The organism is Streptomyces sp. DT190, from assembly GCF_049846985.1.
GTDB lineage: Bacteria > Actinomycetota > Actinomycetes > Streptomycetales > Streptomycetaceae > Streptomyces.
The window spans coordinates 14,311-30,343 of record NZ_JBNCNM010000003.1 but is presented as its reverse complement, the minus strand read 5'-3'; the positions used below and the strand labels follow the sequence as shown (position 1 = coordinate 30,343).

17 protein-coding genes are annotated in these 16,033 nt (G+C 74.6%); 11 read left to right on the top strand and 6 right to left on the bottom strand.

The genetic code is table 11. The annotated features are described in order from the left end of the window. Positions 1 to 52: 52 nt before the first annotated feature. From pelF to ACPXCS_RS07010, 4 genes are read left to right on the top strand one after another with little or no spacing between them, the layout of a single operon-like run. Positions 53 to 1,576, top strand: coding sequence for a GT4 family glycosyltransferase PelF (gene pelF / locus ACPXCS_RS07025; RefSeq protein WP_425945357.1), 1,524 nt, complete (start codon positions 53 to 55; stop codon positions 1,574 to 1,576). Continuing rightward, positions 1,573 to 3,081, top strand: a complete 1,509-nt coding sequence (locus ACPXCS_RS07020; RefSeq protein ID WP_425945358.1) for a hypothetical protein — start codon at positions 1,573 to 1,575, stop codon at positions 3,079 to 3,081. The genes pelF and ACPXCS_RS07020 overlap by 4 nt, the downstream gene beginning before the upstream one ends. After that, a complete protein-coding gene (locus ACPXCS_RS07015) occupies positions 3,078 to 3,743 on the top strand; it encodes a spherulation-specific family 4 protein (RefSeq protein ID WP_425945359.1) in 666 nt (221 codons plus the stop codon). The genes ACPXCS_RS07020 and ACPXCS_RS07015 overlap by 4 nt, the downstream gene beginning before the upstream one ends. Beyond that, complete coding sequence (locus tag ACPXCS_RS07010) at positions 3,740 to 4,519, top strand: endo alpha-1,4 polygalactosaminidase (RefSeq protein WP_425945360.1); 780 nt, start codon at positions 3,740 to 3,742, stop codon at positions 4,517 to 4,519. The genes ACPXCS_RS07015 and ACPXCS_RS07010 overlap by 4 nt, the downstream gene beginning before the upstream one ends. Here the strand turns inward: ACPXCS_RS07010 and ACPXCS_RS07005 are convergent. Both ACPXCS_RS07005 and ACPXCS_RS07000 read right to left on the bottom strand, forming a co-directional pair. Further along, positions 4,479 to 5,090, bottom strand: a complete 612-nt coding sequence (locus ACPXCS_RS07005; protein ID WP_425945361.1) for an RDD family protein — start codon at positions 5,088 to 5,090, stop codon at positions 4,479 to 4,481. The two genes, ACPXCS_RS07010 and ACPXCS_RS07005, sit on opposite strands and share 41 nt — an antisense overlap. 84 nt (positions 5,091 to 5,174) lie before the next feature. After that, entirely contained in the window at positions 5,175 to 5,957 is a 783-nt protein-coding gene (locus tag ACPXCS_RS07000; protein ID WP_425945362.1) for an adenosylcobinamide-GDP ribazoletransferase, read from the bottom strand. A gap of 60 nt (positions 5,958 to 6,017) precedes the next feature. On the opposite strand from ACPXCS_RS07000, the gene ACPXCS_RS06995 reads away from it, so the two are divergent. Next, positions 6,018 to 6,782, top strand: a complete 765-nt coding sequence (locus ACPXCS_RS06995) for a hypothetical protein (RefSeq protein WP_425945363.1) — start codon at positions 6,018 to 6,020, stop codon at positions 6,780 to 6,782. Between the two features lie 212 nt (positions 6,783 to 6,994). Here ACPXCS_RS06995 and cobT read toward each other — a convergent pair whose 3' ends face one another. Further along, a complete protein-coding gene (cobT, locus tag ACPXCS_RS06990) occupies positions 6,995 to 8,164 on the bottom strand; it encodes a nicotinate-nucleotide--dimethylbenzimidazole phosphoribosyltransferase (protein WP_425945364.1) in 1,170 nt (389 codons plus the stop codon). 225 nt (positions 8,165 to 8,389) lie between these two features. Here cobT and ACPXCS_RS06985 point away from each other — a divergent pair, with 225 nt between their 5' ends. Further along, positions 8,390 to 9,445 carry a class I SAM-dependent methyltransferase gene (locus ACPXCS_RS06985; RefSeq protein WP_425945365.1) on the top strand — a complete coding sequence of 352 codons (1,056 nt, stop codon included), beginning with the start codon at positions 8,390 to 8,392 and terminating at the stop codon, positions 9,443 to 9,445. Positions 9,446 to 9,457: 12 nt separating this feature from the next. Here ACPXCS_RS06985 and ACPXCS_RS06980 read toward each other — a convergent pair whose 3' ends face one another. Next, a complete protein-coding gene (locus ACPXCS_RS06980) occupies positions 9,458 to 10,657 on the bottom strand; it encodes a bifunctional adenosylcobinamide kinase/adenosylcobinamide-phosphate guanylyltransferase (RefSeq protein ID WP_425945366.1) in 1,200 nt (399 codons plus the stop codon). A gap of 222 nt (positions 10,658 to 10,879) precedes the next feature. Here ACPXCS_RS06980 and ACPXCS_RS06975 point away from each other — a divergent pair, with 222 nt between their 5' ends. Then, complete coding sequence (locus tag ACPXCS_RS06975; RefSeq protein WP_425945367.1) at positions 10,880 to 11,092, top strand: hypothetical protein; 213 nt, start codon at positions 10,880 to 10,882, stop codon at positions 11,090 to 11,092. A gap of 49 nt (positions 11,093 to 11,141) precedes the next feature. Here ACPXCS_RS06975 and ACPXCS_RS06970 read toward each other — a convergent pair whose 3' ends face one another. Both ACPXCS_RS06970 and ACPXCS_RS06965 read right to left on the bottom strand, forming a co-directional pair. Then, positions 11,142 to 11,843 carry a class I SAM-dependent methyltransferase gene (locus ACPXCS_RS06970; RefSeq protein WP_425945368.1) on the bottom strand — a complete coding sequence of 234 codons (702 nt, stop codon included), beginning with the start codon at positions 11,841 to 11,843 and terminating at the stop codon, positions 11,142 to 11,144. An 83-nt stretch (positions 11,844 to 11,926) separates the two neighbouring features. Then, a complete protein-coding gene (locus ACPXCS_RS06965) occupies positions 11,927 to 12,526 on the bottom strand; it encodes a DUF3043 domain-containing protein (RefSeq protein WP_425945369.1) in 600 nt (199 codons plus the stop codon). A 316-nt stretch (positions 12,527 to 12,842) separates the two neighbouring features. Between ACPXCS_RS06965 and ACPXCS_RS06960 the strand changes: the two genes are divergently transcribed. The 4 genes from ACPXCS_RS06960 (at position 12,843) to ACPXCS_RS06945 (ending at position 15,978) form a co-directional block, all read left to right on the top strand. Then, entirely contained in the window at positions 12,843 to 13,628 is a 786-nt protein-coding gene (locus tag ACPXCS_RS06960) for a PspA/IM30 family protein (protein ID WP_425945370.1), read from the top strand. Positions 13,629 to 13,650: 22 nt separating this feature from the next. After that, a complete protein-coding gene (pspAA, locus tag ACPXCS_RS06955; RefSeq protein WP_425945371.1) occupies positions 13,651 to 13,929 on the top strand; it encodes a PspA-associated protein PspAA in 279 nt (92 codons plus the stop codon). A 148-nt stretch (positions 13,930 to 14,077) separates the two neighbouring features. Further along, positions 14,078 to 15,298 (top strand): sensor histidine kinase, encoded by a 1,221-nt coding sequence (locus tag ACPXCS_RS06950; RefSeq protein ID WP_425945372.1) that lies wholly within the window; start codon positions 14,078 to 14,080, stop codon positions 15,296 to 15,298. Further along, positions 15,295 to 15,978, top strand: coding sequence for a response regulator (locus tag ACPXCS_RS06945; protein ID WP_425945373.1), 684 nt, complete (start codon positions 15,295 to 15,297; stop codon positions 15,976 to 15,978). The genes ACPXCS_RS06950 and ACPXCS_RS06945 overlap by 4 nt, the downstream gene beginning before the upstream one ends. Positions 15,979 to 16,033: the final 55 nt, after the last annotated feature.

Below are 16,033 nucleotides of genomic sequence, written 5' to 3'. Positions count from 1 at the left end.
TCCGGGGCAGCAGTTCCCCGCACGGAATCCGCACCACAGGGGGAAACACCGCATGAGGCGAACGGGCCGTCATGTCACCATGCTCACGGAAGGCACCTACCCGCATGTCCACGGGGGCGTCAGCACCTGGTGCGACCAGCTCGTCAAGGGCATGCCGGAGGTCGACTTCCACCTCGTCTCGCTCACCGGCAGCGGCCGTGAGCCCGTCGCCTGGGAGCTGCCGCCCAACGTCCGCGCGCACACCACTGTTCCGCTGTGGGGCCCGCGCCCCGGCCGCGGAAGACCTCCCTACGGCAGGGCCCGCCGCCGCTTCACCGAGACCTGGGAGCGTTTCCTGCTCTCCTTCCTCGACCCCGGCTCGCACGCCGACTTCGGCGAGTCCCTGCGCGAGCTGTGCGAACCGGCCCGGGACGGTCACCTGACAGCCGCCCTGCGCACCGAGTCGGCGCTGCGGTCGCTGATGTGGATCTGGACCATGCCGCATCTGCCGACGGCCGCCGCCCGCCCCACCGTGCACGACGCGCTCACCGCCACCGACCTGCTGGAACACGCCCTGCGTCCGCTCGGCACACGCCTGCCCGAGGACTGCGTGGCGCACGCCGTGAGCAGCGGCCTCGCGACCCTGCCCGCGCTCGCCGCCCGCCACCTGGACGGCGTGCCGTTCCTGCTCACCGAGCACGGCATCTACCTGCGCGAGCGCTACCTCGGCCGGCGCGGCGACGCCCAGCGCTGGCCCGTGAAGGCCTGCATGCTCGGCTTCCACCGCGAGCTGAACTCCCACGGCTACCGGGCCGCCGACCTGATCACCCCGTGCAACCGGTACAACCGCCGCTGGGAGGAGCGCGGCGGCGCCGACGCCGACAAGATCCGCACGGTCTACAACGGCGTCGACCCGGCCGCCTTCCCGCACGCCGGCCCCGAGCCCGAGGTCCCGACCCTGTCCTGGTGCGGCCGGGTCGACCCCATCAAGGACCTGGAGACATTGATCCGCGCCTACGCGCTGGTGCGCGCCGAGATCCCCGCGACCCGGCTGCGGCTCTTCGGCCCGGTCCCGCCCGGCGGCGAGGCCTACCGCACCCGCCTGGAGAAACTCGCCGCCGAACTCGGCGTCACCGACGGCCTCACCTTCGAGGGCCGCGTCAGCGAGGTCTGGCGGGCCTACGCGGCCGGCCACCTCGTCATGCTGTCGTCGATCTCCGAGGGCTTCCCGTTCTCCGTCATCGAGGCCATGTCGTGCGGCCGTACGACGGTGTCCACGGACGTCGGCGGCGTGCGTGAGGCCGTCGGCGACACCGGCCTGGTGGTGCCGCCGCGCGAGCCCGAGAAGATGGCTGCCGCCGCGCTGACCCTGCTCAAGGACGACGGGCGGCGCCTGGAACTCGGGCGGTCGGCGCGCCAGCGCGTCATCGACCGGTTCACGCTGCGCCGCTCGGTGGACGCCTTCCGCACCATCTACAAGGAACTCGCGGGCGAGGACGAGGTGTACGAGCCGATGCTGGAGACCGTCGCCGACTGGACACGGGAGCTGCGCGACCCCTGGTACGCGGCCGTCGCGACGGACGGGACCGACTGGTGAGCGACAGCGTCCGGCTGCCCCGGGAATCCCGCCCGGAGACCCTCCCCGGCGTCCCCCGGCAGCGCACCCCCGGCTGGGCCCTGCCCGACCCCGTCGACGAACTCGCGGGCGAACTCGCCGACTTCGTGGCCGCCGCCGTCCACCCCGACGAGATAGCCGCCCGGCTGGAGTCCGACGGCCTCTCCGACGACCGCATACGCGAGCGGTACGGCGTGCGGGACTCCTTCGCGCTCGCCGAGACCCTCTACGCACGCGTCGAACGCCGCTACCCCGAACCCGACGGCCCCGCCCCCGACCCCTGGCGGATCGGCCTGCTCGACTGCCTGCTCCGCGGTGTCGTCTTCGCCCTGCCCGGCCTCGCCTACGTCCTCGGCGCCTCCCTGTTCACCGGCCCGGGCGACGACGGCCTGCCCGCCGGCACCGTCCCGCTCCTGGCCGCCGCCCTGTGCGGCTGGACCTGGAACCAGGGCCTCGCCCACCGCGCGTACGCCTGGCTGGGCCTGGGCGACCGCACGGCCGCCCGGCGCGCCCTGCTGCTCGGCGCCCCGGCGGGCGCGCTGCTCGGCGCCCTGGTCGCCCTGGCGTGCGCGGGCGGCGCACCCCCGGCCGTGATCGCCTTCGCCGCCGGGCAGTCCTGCTACCTGGCCGCGGCGACCGTCCTGCTGGTGATGGGCCGCGAACGGCACCTGCTCGTCGCCCTCGCCCCGATGGCGTCGGGCGCCGTGCTGTCCCTGGCCGATCCGCTGCCCGCGGTGGCGAGCCTCGCCCTTCTGGCGGGTTCCCTGACCGTGGCCGGGGCGCTCGCCCTGCGCGAGGTGGCGCCCGCCCTGAGAGACCCGGACGGCTGGACGGCGGGGCTCGTCGCCCTGCTCCCGTTCGGCGCGTTCGGCACCGCGCCCGCGGCCCACCGCCCCGCCGGCCCCCGGCTCACGGGCTCCCTGCCCTACGCCCTGTTCGGGCTGGCCACCGGCGTGCTCGTGCTCCACGCGGCGCTCGGCGACGTCCTCGCGGGCGCCTCCGGCGGCGCCGTCGCCGCCCCCGCCGCCGTGGCCCTCACCCTCAGCATGGGGCCCGCCGAGTGGCTGCTGTACCGCTTCCGCGGCGCCGGTCTCGCCGGGCTGCGTTCCAGCTCCACCGCACGGCAGTTCCGGCGCACGGCGGTCCGCACCGTCCTGCGGTGCCTGGCCGCCTACCTCGCCGCGCTCCTCGCGCTGGGTGTCGCGGCCACCGCCCTGTGGCCCGGGGCCCCGCAGCCGGACGGAGTGCGCACGGCCGGGCTGCTCCTGCTGGGCGCCGTGCTGTGGACGGGCCTGCTGCTCCAGTCGTTCGGCGCGGTGACCGGCGCGGCGGCGGTGTGCTGCGCGGCGGCCCTCGCCCAGACCCTGCTGCTGGTCACCCGCACCGGCGACCCGCACCTGGCGGGCGCGGTGGTGTACGGCACGGCGGCCGTCGTCCAGACCGCCGTGGTGTGCGCCCGGCTGGGGAGGGCAACCGCCCACCGATGAGCACTCTTCTGGTCCCGTACTACGAGCACCCCTCCGTCCGCCCCGCCGAGTGGGACGCGATCGTCGCGGCCGCGCCCCGCCTGTACGGGGTGGTCCTCAACCCGGCCGACGGGCCGGGCGACCGCCGGGACCCGGCGTTCGCCGAGGTGGCCGCCCGGCTGCGGGCCGCCGGGGGAGTGCGGGTCCTCGGGTACGCCGACACCGGCTACGGCCGCCGCGCCGCCACCGACGTCGTCCGCGACCTCACCCGGCACCGCGACTGGTACGGCACCGACGGCGCCTTCCTCGACCAGGTGCCGTCCGGGCCCGAGGAGTTCGAGCACTACCAGCGGCTCGCCGTGGCGGCCTGGGGCGTGGGCTGCGGCACCCTCGTCCTCAACCACGGCACGGCACCGCACCCCTGCTACGCCCGTGTCGCCGACGTCCTCGTCACCTTCGAGGGCACCTGGGAGACGTACCGCACCCTGCCCCCGCAGCCGTGGCCCGGCGGCCCGGACGTACGGTTGTGCCATCTCGTGCACGGTGTGCCGCAGGGCGCCGACCCGGCCGGCCTCGCCCGGGCACGGGGGGCGGCGGTGCACTGCGCGGTGCCCGGAACCGGGGATCATCCTTGGGGCACCCTGCCGTACTCGCTGCCGTACACCCCGGAGAACACCTCGTGAGACGCCCGCTGTTGGCCGCCGCCCTGCTGCTCCTGCTGCTCGCCGGCTGCACCCAGGCCCCCGACGACAAGCCCGGTCCCCGCTGGCAGCCCCGCCCCGGCACGGCCTGGCAGTGGCAGCTCAGCGGGCGCCTGGACACCTCCGTGGACGTGCCGGTCTACGACATCGACGGCTTCGACCACTCCGCTGACACGGTCGCGGCACTGCACGACGACGGCCGCAAGGTCATCTGCTACCTGTCGACGGGCGCCTGGGAGGAGTTCCGCCCGGACGCCGAGAAGTTCCCGAAGTCCGTCCTCGGCCGGGGCAACGGCTGGGACGGCGAGCGCTGGCTCGACATCCGCCGCACCGACGTGCTGGAACCGCTCATGGCGGCCCGCATCGACATGTGCCGCGACAAGGGCTTCGACGCGGTCGAGCCCGACAACATGGACGGCTACCGCAACGACACGGGCTTCCCGCTCACGGCGGCCGACCAGCTCCGCTACAACCGCCTCGTCGCCCGCCTGGCCCACGACCGGGGCCTGGCCGTCGGGCTGAAGAACGACCTGGACCAGATCCCGGAACTGGTCGGCGACTTCGACTTCGCCGTCAACGAGCAGTGCGCCCAGTACGGCGAGTGCGGCGCCCTGAAGCCGTTCGTCGACGCGGACAAGGCGGTCTTCCACGTCGAGTACGAGGTGCCCACCGGGCGCTTCTGCCCCGAGTCCCGCCGGCTGAAGCTGAGTTCGCTGCTCAAGAAGTACGAACTGGGCGCGTGGCGGCGGGAGTGCTGAGCCCGATGCCCGTGACCGCCGTGCCCGCGACCCGGTCGGCGAGGGAGCGCCGGGCGGGGGAGAGGACCGGCAGCGCGTTCAGCAGGAACAGCGCCACGGCGACCGCCCACACCAGCACCGACAGCACGACCTGACCCTCCACCAGCAGCACACAGGCCACCGCGTAGACGGCGACGTCCGCCGCGGTGGTGACCGCGGCCCGCCGGGCGGCCCGGGCCCGGCGCGCCGGGAGCGCGGTGACCTTCAGACCGGCCAGGGCCTTGCCGACCGTGCGCCCGGCCAGCGCCAGGCACGCCCACTGGTAGAGGAACACCGTCAGCACCAGCAGCCCGAAGGCCTGCTCGACGTAGAGCACCGACTTGTCCCACAGCGTGAGCCCCATGTCCTGCGAGGCGCCGAGGACGTCACCGCGCGAGGTCAGCAGATCGAGACCGCCGCGGGCGGCCAGCTCCGGCACGTCGGTGACGAGTGCCGATATCCGGTGGAAGGTGAGCACGGCGAGCGCCGAGGCCAGCGCCACCACCAGTGCGAAGTCGATCGACCAGGCCACGGCGCGGCGCAGCTTCGGCATGAGCGTCCCCCGATCACGTGATGTGTCCGGAGCAGGAAGCTAGCGGCTGGACGGCCCGGACAGGAGGGGGACGGGGAGTTCGTTTCAGCCCAGTGACGAAACGACCAGCACCGTCGTCGCGGCCGTCTCCGCGAGGGCGCCGAACACGTCGCCGGTCACCCCGCCGAACCGCCGTGTGCAGTGCCGCAGCAGCGCCTCGGCGGCGGCCAGGGCGAGCAGCGCCGCGAGCGCCATACGGGCCGCCTCGTACGGTCCGAAGGCGGCACCGGCCGCCGCCGCCACCGCCGTGACGGCGAGGGCGGCACCGAGCGCGGCCCGCACCGGCACCACACCCGCGACGGCAGCGCCCAGCCCCTCCGGCCGCGCCGCCGGCACCCCGGCCCGGGCCGCCAGCGTCAGGGCCAGCCGGGCGACGGTCGCGCAGACGACGGCGGCGCACGCGCCCCGGGCCCAGGAGGCCTCGTAGGCCTGGGCGAGCGCGGCGACCTGCGCCAGCAGGACCAGGACGAGGGCGAGGACGCCGAACGGGCCGACGTCCGACTGCTTCATGATCCGCAGCGCGTCCTCGGCGGGCTTGCCGCTGCCCAGCCCGTCGGCGGTGTCCGCGAGCCCGTCCAGGTGGAGCCCCCGGGTGAGCACGGCCGGTACGGCGACACCTGCGACGGCGGCGAGCGGCGCGCCCGCGCCGAGGAACAGCAGCACCAGCCCGGCCGCGGCGGCCGCGGCGCCGACCGCGACACCGGCCAGCGGAGCGCACAGCATGCCGGCGCGCGCCGCCCCGCGGTCCCACCGGGTCACCCGCACCGGGATCACCGTGAGCGTGCCGAAGGCGAAGCGGACACCGTCGAGGGGCGAGGTTCCGGTCATCGGCGCAGGCTACCGGCCGGTCAGGAGAGCGGACACGGCGGCCGAGGATAAAGTTCACATATGGGATGGCTGGAGCAGAACATCATCGAGCCCGGCAAGCTTCCGCTGCTCCTCGCCCTCCTCGCGTTCGTGCTGACCTTCGTGATCACGCGGGTCATCACGCGCCTCATCCGGGCGGGCAAGGGCCCCTTCCGCAACATCAGCGGCAGCGGTGGCGTCCACGTCCACCACGTCGTCCCCGGCGTCATCCTCACCCTCATCGGCGGCTTCGGCGCGGTCGCCGGCGGTCAGCACGGCTTCGGCTCCTGCCTGGCCGCGGTCCTCTTCGGCATCGGCGCGGGCCTCGTCCTGGACGAGTTCGCCCTGATCCTGCACCTCGCCGACGTCTACTGGACGCCGGACGGCCGCAAGAGCGTGGAGATGGTCGTCCTCACCGCCTCCCTCGTGGGGCTGCTGCTGCTCGGCTTCTCCCCGCTGGGCGTCGACGACCTGTCCGAGGACCAGGAGCAGAACCGCGCCGCCGTGCTGGCGAACGTCCTGGTGAACTTCGCCTTCGCCCTCATCGCCCTGTTCAAGGGCAAGCTCCGTCTCGCGGTCGTGGGCCTGATCGTCCCGCTGGTCGCCCTGGTGGGCGCGGTACGGCTGGCCCGTCCGGCCTCCCCGTGGGCCAAGCGGTTCTACCGCAACCGGCCCAGGGCGCGGGCCAGGGCCGGGCTGCGGGCCTACCACCACGACCGTCGCTGGGTGGGCCCGCGGCGGGCCTTCCAGGACTGGATCGGCGGCGCGCCCGACCCGGAGCCGGTCCGGTCCCTGGAACGCCGCTGACGCCACTCGCCGAGGACGCACAGCGACTCCCCCGGGCCCGGGTCGGATTCCCGATCCCGACCCGCGTGGAGCTCTCGGCCCTGGCCGGATTCCCGATCCGCGCGGAGTTCTCGGCCCTGGCCGGACTCTCGACCCGCGCGGAGTTCTCGGCCCTGGCCGGGTTCCCGACTCGCGCGGGGTTCTCGGGCCGGGTCGGGATCCCCCGCCCTTGCCTAGGTCACCGACCCCGTCGTCCCACCGGAGCCCGCCGAGGGCATGCCCTGCGCCGAGTCACCGAGCTGTTCCGCATCCCCAAGCCCTTCCGGGCTCTCGGACTTCTCCGGGTCCTCCGGCTCCGCCGGCCTCTCCGGCAGCTCCGCCGCCAGGGCCGCGGCCGCCTGGACCAGGGGCAGGGCCAGCAGCGCTCCGGTGGCCTCGCCGACCGTCACCCCATGATGGAGGAGCGGCTCCAGGGCCATCCGGTCCAGGGCCTTCGCCTGCCCGGGCTCCCCGCTGTCGTGCGCGGCCAGCCACCAGTCCGGGGCGCGGAACGCGATCCGCTGCCCGACCAGCGCGCACGCGGCCGTCACGACCCCGTCGAGCACCACCGGCAGCTTGCGCACCGCGCACTGCAGCAGGAAGCCCGTCATCGCGGCGAGGTCGGCGCCGCCCACCGTGGCCAGCAGCTGCAGCTGGTCCCCGAGCACCGGCCGGGCCCGGCGCAGCGCGTCCCGGATCGCCGCGCACTTGCGCATCCACGCCAGGTCGTCGATGGCCAGCCCGCCACGCCCGGTCACGACCGACGCGTCGACCCCGCACAGCGCCGCGACCAGCACGCCCGCCGCCGTCGTCCCGCCGACGCTCACATCGCCGAGGACGACCAGGTCCGTACCCGAGTCGGCCTCCTCGTCGGCCACCGCGACCCCGGCCCGGAACGCCGCCTCGGCCTCCTCGAGGGTCAGCGCGTCCTCGACGTCGATGCGCCCGCTGCCGCGCCGGACCCGGTGCCGTACGACGTCGGCGGGCAGGGACCCGGGGTCGGAGTCCAGGGCCATGTCGACCACCCGCACCGGCACGCCCAGCCGGCGCGCCAGCACCGACACCGGCCGGCCGCCCTCCAGCACCTCGCGCACCAACTCCCCGGCGCCGCCCGCCCCACGGGCCGAGACACCCAGCTCGGCGACGCCGTGGTCACCGGCGAAGAGCACCACCCGCGGCCGCTCGACCGGCCGCACCGGCACGGCCGACTGCGCCGCCGCCAGCCACTCGCCCAGGTCGTCGAGGCGGCCCAGCGACCCGGGCGGCACGATCTGCCGCTCCCGGCGCGCCTCGGCGTCACGGCGGACCCCGCCGTCCGGACGCTCGATCAGATCGGTGAAGTCGTCGAGATTAAGCGAGCTCATTCGCCGAACAGTACCGGCCCCGATCGAACAGCACGGCGCCACATCACCACACCGCCGGGACGACGTCGTTGCACCCGGGATCGGCATCCCATACGTTCCGTTTTGCAGTGAAATGTCGGAAGGGTCGGCAGGTGCCCGGCGGATCACCGGGCGGTGACCGCGCACGGTCGTCCACCACCCCCGCCGTCCGTCCCCTGCCCATGCCCTCGCGCCCGGGAGCCGCCCATGCCCGCCCGTCCCGCCCCCTCGGCCGCCTCCGCGGCCCACGCCCCGCAAGCGACCGCACGGGTCCACGAACCGCGCCGCGAGGACTGCCCCTGGTGCGGTTCCGCCCGGCTGCGCAACCGGCTGCGCACGGGTGACCTGCGGCAGTACAAGCCGGGCGGTTTCACCGTCGACGAGTGCCGGGACTGCGGCCACACCTTCCAGAACCCCCGCCTGACCGCCGAGGGACTCGCCCTGTACCACCGGACGGTGCGCGGAGCGCCCAGGGACCCGGCGAGCGACGGGCTCCTCGCCCTGCGCGCCGGCCGCGGGCGGCACCGCTCGGCCGCCCGCGCGATGCGGCGCCTCGGGGAACCGGAGAGCTGGCTGGACGTCGGCACGGGCCACGCGCGCTTCCCGGCGACCGCCCGGGAGTTCTTCCCCTACACCGCGTTCGACGGCCTGGACCCGTCCCCCCGCGTGGTCCGGGCCCGCTCGGCCGAACGCGTCGAGGAGGCGCACGTCGGCCGCCTCACCGACCCCCGTCTCACCGCGCCCCTGCGCGGCCGCTACGACGTGGTCAGCATGCTCCACCACCTGGAGGGCACGCCCGATCCGCGCGCCGAACTCCGGGCGGCGCTGGAGGTCCTGCGCCCGGGCGGCCACCTCCTGGTCGAGACCCTGGACCCCCGCAGCGTCTTCGCCGCCCTCCTGGGCCGCTGGTGGCTCCCCTACGACCAGCCGCGCCACCTCCACCTGATGCCCCCACGCAACCTGCGGGCCGAACTGGAGGCGGCCGGCTGCACGATCGTCACCGTCGACCACCGCCCCACCCACGTCCCGCACGACCTCTCCGGCGCCGTGGCCCTGTCCCTCTCGCACGCCCTGCCGGCCCCCGACACGCCCTGGCGCGCGATCCCCCCGCCCCCTTCGCACCGCCACGCCCGGGGCGCCCTGCTCCGCGCGGGCGTGCCGCTGGTGGCCCTGGCGGCGGTGGCCGACCACCTCCTCGCCCCGGTGGCCCGCCGCACCCGGTTCGCCAACGCGTACCGGCTGATCGCCCGCACCGCCGGGTGAGGGCCGCGGCCGTCAGCCCTTCAGCGCCACGGCCTGTCCGGCCACCACCAGCAGCACATGCTCGCACTCGGCCGCGAACCGCGCGTTCAGCCGCCCGAGTTCGTCCCGGTAGCGCCGCCCCGACGCGGTCGCCGGCACGATCCCCGACCCCACCTCGTTCGACACGGCGACCACCGTCCGCCGGGTGGCCCGCACCGCCTCCGTCAGCTCCCGCACCCGCTCCCGCAGCACCTTCTCGCCGCGCTCCGCCCACACCGCGTCGTCCCACGCCCCGGCCGCGTCCATCGCGTCCGTCAGCCACAGCGACAGGCAGTCGATGAGCAGCGGCGGCCCCTGCTCCCGCAGCAGCGGCACCAGATCGCAGGTCTCGGCCGTCCGCCACGACCCGGGCCGCCGCTCCCGGTGCGCGGACACCCGCGCCGACCACTCCGTGTCCCCGTCGCGCGACCCGCCGGTCGCCACGTACAGCACGCCGGGGAAGGCCTCCAGGCGCCGCTCGGCCTCCACCGACTTCCCCGACCGCGCCCCGCCCAGCACCAGCGTCCGGCGCGGCACGTCCGGCACCTCCTCGTACGCCCCGACCGCCAGCGTGGCCCCGTCCGGCACGGCCCGCGCCCCGGCCGCGGCCAGCCGCCGCCCGAGCTCCGGGCCCGGCGGCACGTCGTGGTCCAGGTGCACGGCGACCACGTCGGTCGTCGGCCCCACCGCCCCCACCGCCCGCAGTTTCGCCAGCGCGTCCGGCCGCCCCACGACGTCCGCCAGCACCATGTCGTACGGCGCGGCCGGTTCCTCCAGACCCGCCGGGGCCCCGCCCGGCGGCAGATACAGCAGCCGCTGTCCCTCCGGCCCGGTCACCGCGTAGCCCGTGCCCGGCGCGTCCAGCGCCACCGCCCGCACCCGGTGCCCGGTCAGCAGGGTCAACTCCCGCCCGTCCGGCACCCGTCCGGGCTGCGGCAGCCCCGCCGGCACCTCCACCGCCGGCCCGTCGTGCGGATGCGACAGCAGCACCTGCCGCACCCCGGTCAGGGAACGGCCCGCGCGCGCGGCGGCGAACGCCGCCCCGGGCGTCAGGTCCAGCAGCAGCACCCCGTCCACCAGCAGCGCGGTGGCCGCCCGCGCGTCCGGGCCCAGGGCGGCCGCACAGGCCGCGCAGGGACAGTCGGGGCGGGGGAGTCCCGCGGGGGCGCCGGTGCCGAGCAGAGTCAGTTCCACGCCCCGATTCTCACCCCTGCACCTGCAACGCGCGTGACGGAGACGCCCCTCCAGGGGCGCGGGGAACTGCGCGAACACCACCCACGACCCGCACCCGCCCCACACCCCGCGCTCCCGCAGGGTCTGTGACGCCCCACCGGCGGAGCGCATAGGCTCGGGTCGGGAGCCGGACCGGGATCCGGCTTTCGCTGTGCAGTGTGCTCACACACATGGGAGGCGTACATGGCGGCATGGACGTGGCGGTTCGAGAAGACCGACGGGACGGAGGTCGAGCCCGCGGTGCCGCCGGAGGAGTTCCCCACCCAGGGGGACGCCGAGTCCTGGATCGGGGAGCACTGGAAGGATCTGAAGGAGGGCGGCGCCGACCAGGTGCGGCTGTTCGAGGACGCCACGGAGATCTACGGGCCGATGAGCCTGCACGCGGCCGAGGCGTGAGCCGGGGGCGGGGGCCGGCGGCCCTCGCCCACCCGCCGCGCGGGGTGCCTCAGCCCCGTACGCCGCACAGGTGCAGCAGCGCGGCCACCCCGCGGTACGGATCCGTCCGCCCGGCCTTCTCCTCCACCGCGAGGAGCGTCTCGACGTCGGCCGGGAGCTCGGCGCCGTCCGCCGCCGTGTCGGTGAACACGCGCACCCCGTACCAGGCGTGCAGCGGCGCCCCGATCCCCGCGAGCGTCGCCGTCAGGTCCTTCAGCCGGTCGGCCCGTACGTCGAGCCCCAGCCGGTTGCGGTAGGCGACCGTGTCGAACGCGGCCAGCGCCCCGGACCAGTCGCCGGACAGGCCCGGCCGCAGCGCGAGCGCGTCGCCGTTGCGCACCAGCAGCGACAGCAGCCCACCCGGCGCGAGCATCCGGGCCAGCCCCGCCAGCAGCGGGTCGGGCTCCTCCACGTACATCAGCACGCCGTGGCAGAGCACCACGTCGAAACTGCCGGGCAGGAAGTGCACGCCGGTGTCCCGGCCGTCCCCCTCGATGATCCGCATCCGTTCCCGGATGCCCTCCGGCTCCCCGGCGAGGGACTCCCGGGCTGCGGCGATCATCGTCGCGTCCTGCTCCAGACCGGTCACCTGGTGCCCGGCCCGGGCCAGCCGCAGCGCCTGCGTGCCCTGGCCCATGCCCACGTCGAGCACCCGCAGCCGCTTGCCGACCGGGAAACGCCCGACTATCTGCTCGTCCAGCTGGCGGGCCACCAGCTCCTGCCGGACGACGTCACGCAGCCCGCCCAGCCGGTCCAGCCAGGCCTGTGCCGCACCCCCGGAGAACGGCGTCGCGGTCAGGGCCGCTCCCCACGCTTGACCTGCGGCTTCGGCAGCCGCAGCCGGCGCATCTGGAGCGAGCGCATCAGGGCGTAGGCGACCGCACCGCGCCTGTTCTCACCCGCGAAGCGCTCGCTCAGCTGCTTCTTCAGGCGGAAGGCCGTGACGAACGAGTCGAGCACGATCAGCACGATCACCACGAGCCACAGCAGCAGCGCGATGTTCTGCAGCGCCGCCACCCGCACCATGCTCAGCACGAGGATGACCACGGCCATCGGCAGGAAGAACTCCGCGATGTTGAACCGCGAGTCGACGAAGTCACGCGCGAACCGGCGCACCGGCCCCTTGTCACGCGCGGGCAGATACCGCTCGTCGCCGCTGGCCAGCGCCTGGCGCTGGCGCTCCAGCGCGGCACGGCGCTCCTCGCGCTGGCGCTTGGCGGCCTCCTTGCGCGTCATCGACGTGTTGGCCACGCTGCGGCGCTGGCTCTGGGCCTGGCTGCGCTTCGGCGTGGGGCGGCCCTTGGGGGCCTGGGGGTCGCGGGGCTGCTTGGAGAAGTTCACCGGCGCCTTGTCGGCGTCCTGGGCCTTCTCATCCTTCGCACGGCTACGGAACACAAAACCCAAGGGTAAGGGCTTCCGGGCATGGACCCCAGCCCGGTGGGGAACGATCCGGCAACACCAGTCGTCTGTAAGGGGACAGAGGGGACGTTGTGTACGCACCCGGTCGTCTCCGGGCCGTACACCCCGGGTGACCCCGGGGATCACCTACTCCCTACGCCGGATCGGGAGCGTACGCAGTCGTCCTTGGGGATGAGCGCATCCGTCCCCGAACAGTGCGGTAATGGATGCAGGGCCCGTACTGTGGGTTCTGTCGCTGGAGCTGGAACCGGAGTCGGTCAGAAGGGGGCGCGCGAAGCCCATGAGCGGTGTCATGAAGCGTATGGGGATGATCTTCCGCGCGAAGGCGAACAAGGCCCTTGACCGGGCCGAGGACCCGCGCGAAACCCTGGATTACTCGTACCAGAAGCAGCTGGAGCTGCTCCAGAAGGTGCGCCGCGGCGTCGCCGACGTGGCGACCAGCCGCAAGCGCCTGGAACTCCAGCTGAACCAGCTGCAGTCGCAGTCCACCAAGCTGGAGGACCAGGGCCGCAAGGCGCTGGCGCTGGGCCGTGAGGACCTGGCCCGCGAGGCGCTCTCCCGCCGGGCCGCGCTCCAGCAGCAGGTGACCGACCTGGAGACCCAGCACGCGACGCTCCAGGGCGAGGAGGAGAAGCTCACCCTCGCGGCCCAGCGGCTCCAGGCCAAGGTCGACGCCTTCCGTACGAAGAAGGAGACGATCAAGGCGACGTACACGGCGGCCCAGGCGCAGACCCGCATCGGCGAGGCCTTCTCCGGCATCTCCGAGGAGATGGGCGACGTCGGGCTGGCGATCCAGCGCGCCGAGGACAAGACGGCCCAGCTGCAGGCCCGCGCCGGCGCGATCGACGAACTGCTCGCCTCCGGCGCCCTGGACGACCCGTCCGGCATGCACAAGGACGACATCCAGGCCGAGCTGGACCGGCTCTCCGGTGGTACGGATGTGGAGCTGGAACTGCAGCGCATGAAGGCCGAGCTCGCCGGTGGCTCCAGCGGTGGGCAGCAGGCCATCGAAGGCGGCACGGACCGGCAGCAGTCCCCGCAGCAGTCGCAGGACACCCCGCGCTTCGACAAGCAGTAGGGCCCACGCCTAGGAGGGCGACATGATCGTACGGATCATGGGGGAGGGGCAGGTGAGGCTGGCCGACGGCCACCTCGCCGAGCTGAACAAGCTGGACGACGAGCTCCTGGCGGAAATGGAGAACGGCGACGGCCCCGGCTTCCGCCGCACCCTCCAGGCCCTCCTGACGAGGGTCCGCGACCTGGGAGACCCCCTCCCCGACGAGTCCCTGGAACCCTCGGAGCTGATCCTGCCCTCCCCGGACGCCACCCTGGAGGAGGTCAGGGAGCTCCTCGGCGACGACGGCCTGATCCCGGGCTGACGCCGGCACCGGCGGGCACGCGTGCCGCCCGGCCGCGGACCGCTCGCTCCGGCCACGACACCGTGCATCTCGCTCCCGGTCACGACACCGTGCATCTCACACCCGGCCCCGTATCCGCGCACCCCCACCCCGGCTACCGTGAATGCCCGTGAGCACCCTCGCGCGGGCCCGCTGCCGGGCCAAGGCGCACCCCCTGGCCTTGGACGCCGTCCTCGCCGCAGCCGTCCTGGTCTGCATGGTCGCCGGCTCGTTCGTCGAACCCCGCCACCGCGACAGCGTCAGCTGGGTCCTGCGCACCCCCGACGCCCTCAGCCTCGTCCTCATGGCCCTCGGCGCCGCCGCCCTGGTCTTCCGGCGCCGCGCCCCGATGACGGTCCTCGCCCTCACCGGCGCCGTCTCCGTCATCGAGTCCGTCACCGGCGACCCCCGCGCCCCCGTCGCCATGTCCGCGGTCATCGCCCTGTACACCGTCGCCTCCACCACCGACCGCCCCACCACCTGGCGCGTGGGCCTGCTCACCATGACCGTGCTGACCGGCACCGCCATGGCCGCCGGCAGTCTGCCCTGGTACGCCCAGGAGAACCTCGCGATCTTCGCCTGGACCGGCATCGGCGCCACCGCGGGCGACGCGGTGCGCAGCCGCCGTGCCTTCGTACAGGCCATCCGGGAACGCGCCGAACGCGCCGAACGCACCCGCGAGGAGGAGGCCCGCCGCCGGGTCGCCGAGGAGCGCCTGCGCATCGCCCGCGACCTGCACGACGTCGTGGCCCACCACATCGCCCTGGTCAACGTCCAGGCCGGGGTCGCCGCCCACGTCATGGACAAGCGCCCCGACCAGGCCAAGGAGGCCCTCGCCCACGTGCGCGAGGCCAGCCGCTCCGCGCTCAACGAACTGCGCGCCACCGTCGGCCTGCTCCGCCAGTCCGGCGACCCCGAGGCCCCCACCGAACCGGCCCCGGGCCTGGACCGCCTCGACGAACTCACCGGCACCTTCCGCAACGCCGGCCTGCACATCGAGGTCGCCCGCGCCGACCAGGACACCACCCTGCCCGCCGCCGTCGACCTGGCCGCCTACCGGATCATCCAGGAGGCCCTCACCAACGTGCAGAAGCACGCCGGGCCGCAGGCCAAGGCCGAGGTCAGCGTCGTACGCGTCGGACCGAACATCGAGATCACCGTCCTGGACGACGGCAGCGGCGAGGACGCGGCCCCCGGGACCGGCGGCGGCCACGGACTGCTCGGCATGCGCGAGCGGGTCACCGCCCTGCGCGGCACCCTCACCACCGGTCCCCGCTACGGCGGCGGCTTCCGCGTCCATGCGATCCTGCCCGTCAAGAGCCGCCCATCCACCGGGGAGGACCCCGTATGACCATCCGTGTCCTGCTCGCCGACGACCAGGCACTGCTGCGCAGCGCCTTCCGCGTGCTCGTCGACTCCGAGCCCGACATGGAGGTGGTGGGCGAGGCCTCCGACGGGGCGGAGGCGGTCCGGCTGACGAAGGAGCAGCGCGCCGACGTCGTCCTCATGGACATCCGCATGCCCGGCACCGACGGCCTCGCCGCCACCCGCATGATCAGCGCCGATCCCGCCCTCGCCGGCGTCCGCGTGGTGATCCTGACGACGTTCGAGGTCGACGACTACGTCGTGCAGTCGCTGCGCGCCGGCGCCTCCGGCTTCCTCGGCAAGGGCTCCGAGCCCGAGGAGCTGCTGAACGCCATCCGGATCGCGGCCGGCGGCCAGGCGCTGCTGTCCCCGGCGGCCACCACCGGCCTGATCTCCCGCTTCCTCGCCCAGAACGACCCCGCCGACGACGACCGCGACCCGGCCCGCGGCGAGCGGCTCGACTCGCTCACCGTGCGGGAGCGCGAGGTGCTCGTCCAGGTCGCCGGCGGACACTCCAACGACGAGATCGCCGAGCGGCTGGAGGTCAGCCCGCTGACGGTGAAGACGCACGTCAACCGCGCCATGGCGAAGCTGGGCGCCCGCGACCGGGCCCAGCTGGTGGTCATCGCGTACGAGTCGGGTCTGGTCCGTCCAAGGGTGGAGTGAACCGGACCCGGCCGTACTGCGGGCGGAGTAGGCGCCGCATAAGGAACGGGACCTG

What these genes read in the sequence shown, in the direction of transcription:
- pelF (WP_425945357.1), top strand. Translation starts at nt 53, where the DNA reads ATGAGGCGAACGGGCCGTCATGTCACCATGCTCACGGAAGGCACCTAC.
- ACPXCS_RS07015 (WP_425945359.1), top strand. Translation starts at nt 3,078, where the DNA reads ATGAGCACTCTTCTGGTCCCGTACTACGAGCACCCCTCCGTCCGCCCC.
- ACPXCS_RS07005 (WP_425945361.1), bottom strand. Translation starts at nt 5,090, where the DNA reads ATGCCGAAGCTGCGCCGCGCCGTGGCCTGGTCGATCGACTTCGCACTG.
- ACPXCS_RS07000 (WP_425945362.1), bottom strand. Translation starts at nt 5,957, where the DNA reads ATGACCGGAACCTCGCCCCTCGACGGTGTCCGCTTCGCCTTCGGCACG.
- ACPXCS_RS06995 (WP_425945363.1), top strand. Translation starts at nt 6,018, where the DNA reads ATGGGATGGCTGGAGCAGAACATCATCGAGCCCGGCAAGCTTCCGCTG.
- cobT (WP_425945364.1), bottom strand. Translation starts at nt 8,164, where the DNA reads ATGAGCTCGCTTAATCTCGACGACTTCACCGATCTGATCGAGCGTCCG.
- ACPXCS_RS06985 (WP_425945365.1), top strand. Translation starts at nt 8,390, where the DNA reads ATGCCCGCCCGTCCCGCCCCCTCGGCCGCCTCCGCGGCCCACGCCCCG.
- ACPXCS_RS06975 (WP_425945367.1), top strand. Translation starts at nt 10,880, where the DNA reads ATGGCGGCATGGACGTGGCGGTTCGAGAAGACCGACGGGACGGAGGTC.
- ACPXCS_RS06960 (WP_425945370.1), top strand. Translation starts at nt 12,843, where the DNA reads ATGAAGCGTATGGGGATGATCTTCCGCGCGAAGGCGAACAAGGCCCTT.
- pspAA (WP_425945371.1), top strand. Translation starts at nt 13,651, where the DNA reads ATGATCGTACGGATCATGGGGGAGGGGCAGGTGAGGCTGGCCGACGGC.
- ACPXCS_RS06945 (WP_425945373.1), top strand. Translation starts at nt 15,295, where the DNA reads ATGACCATCCGTGTCCTGCTCGCCGACGACCAGGCACTGCTGCGCAGC.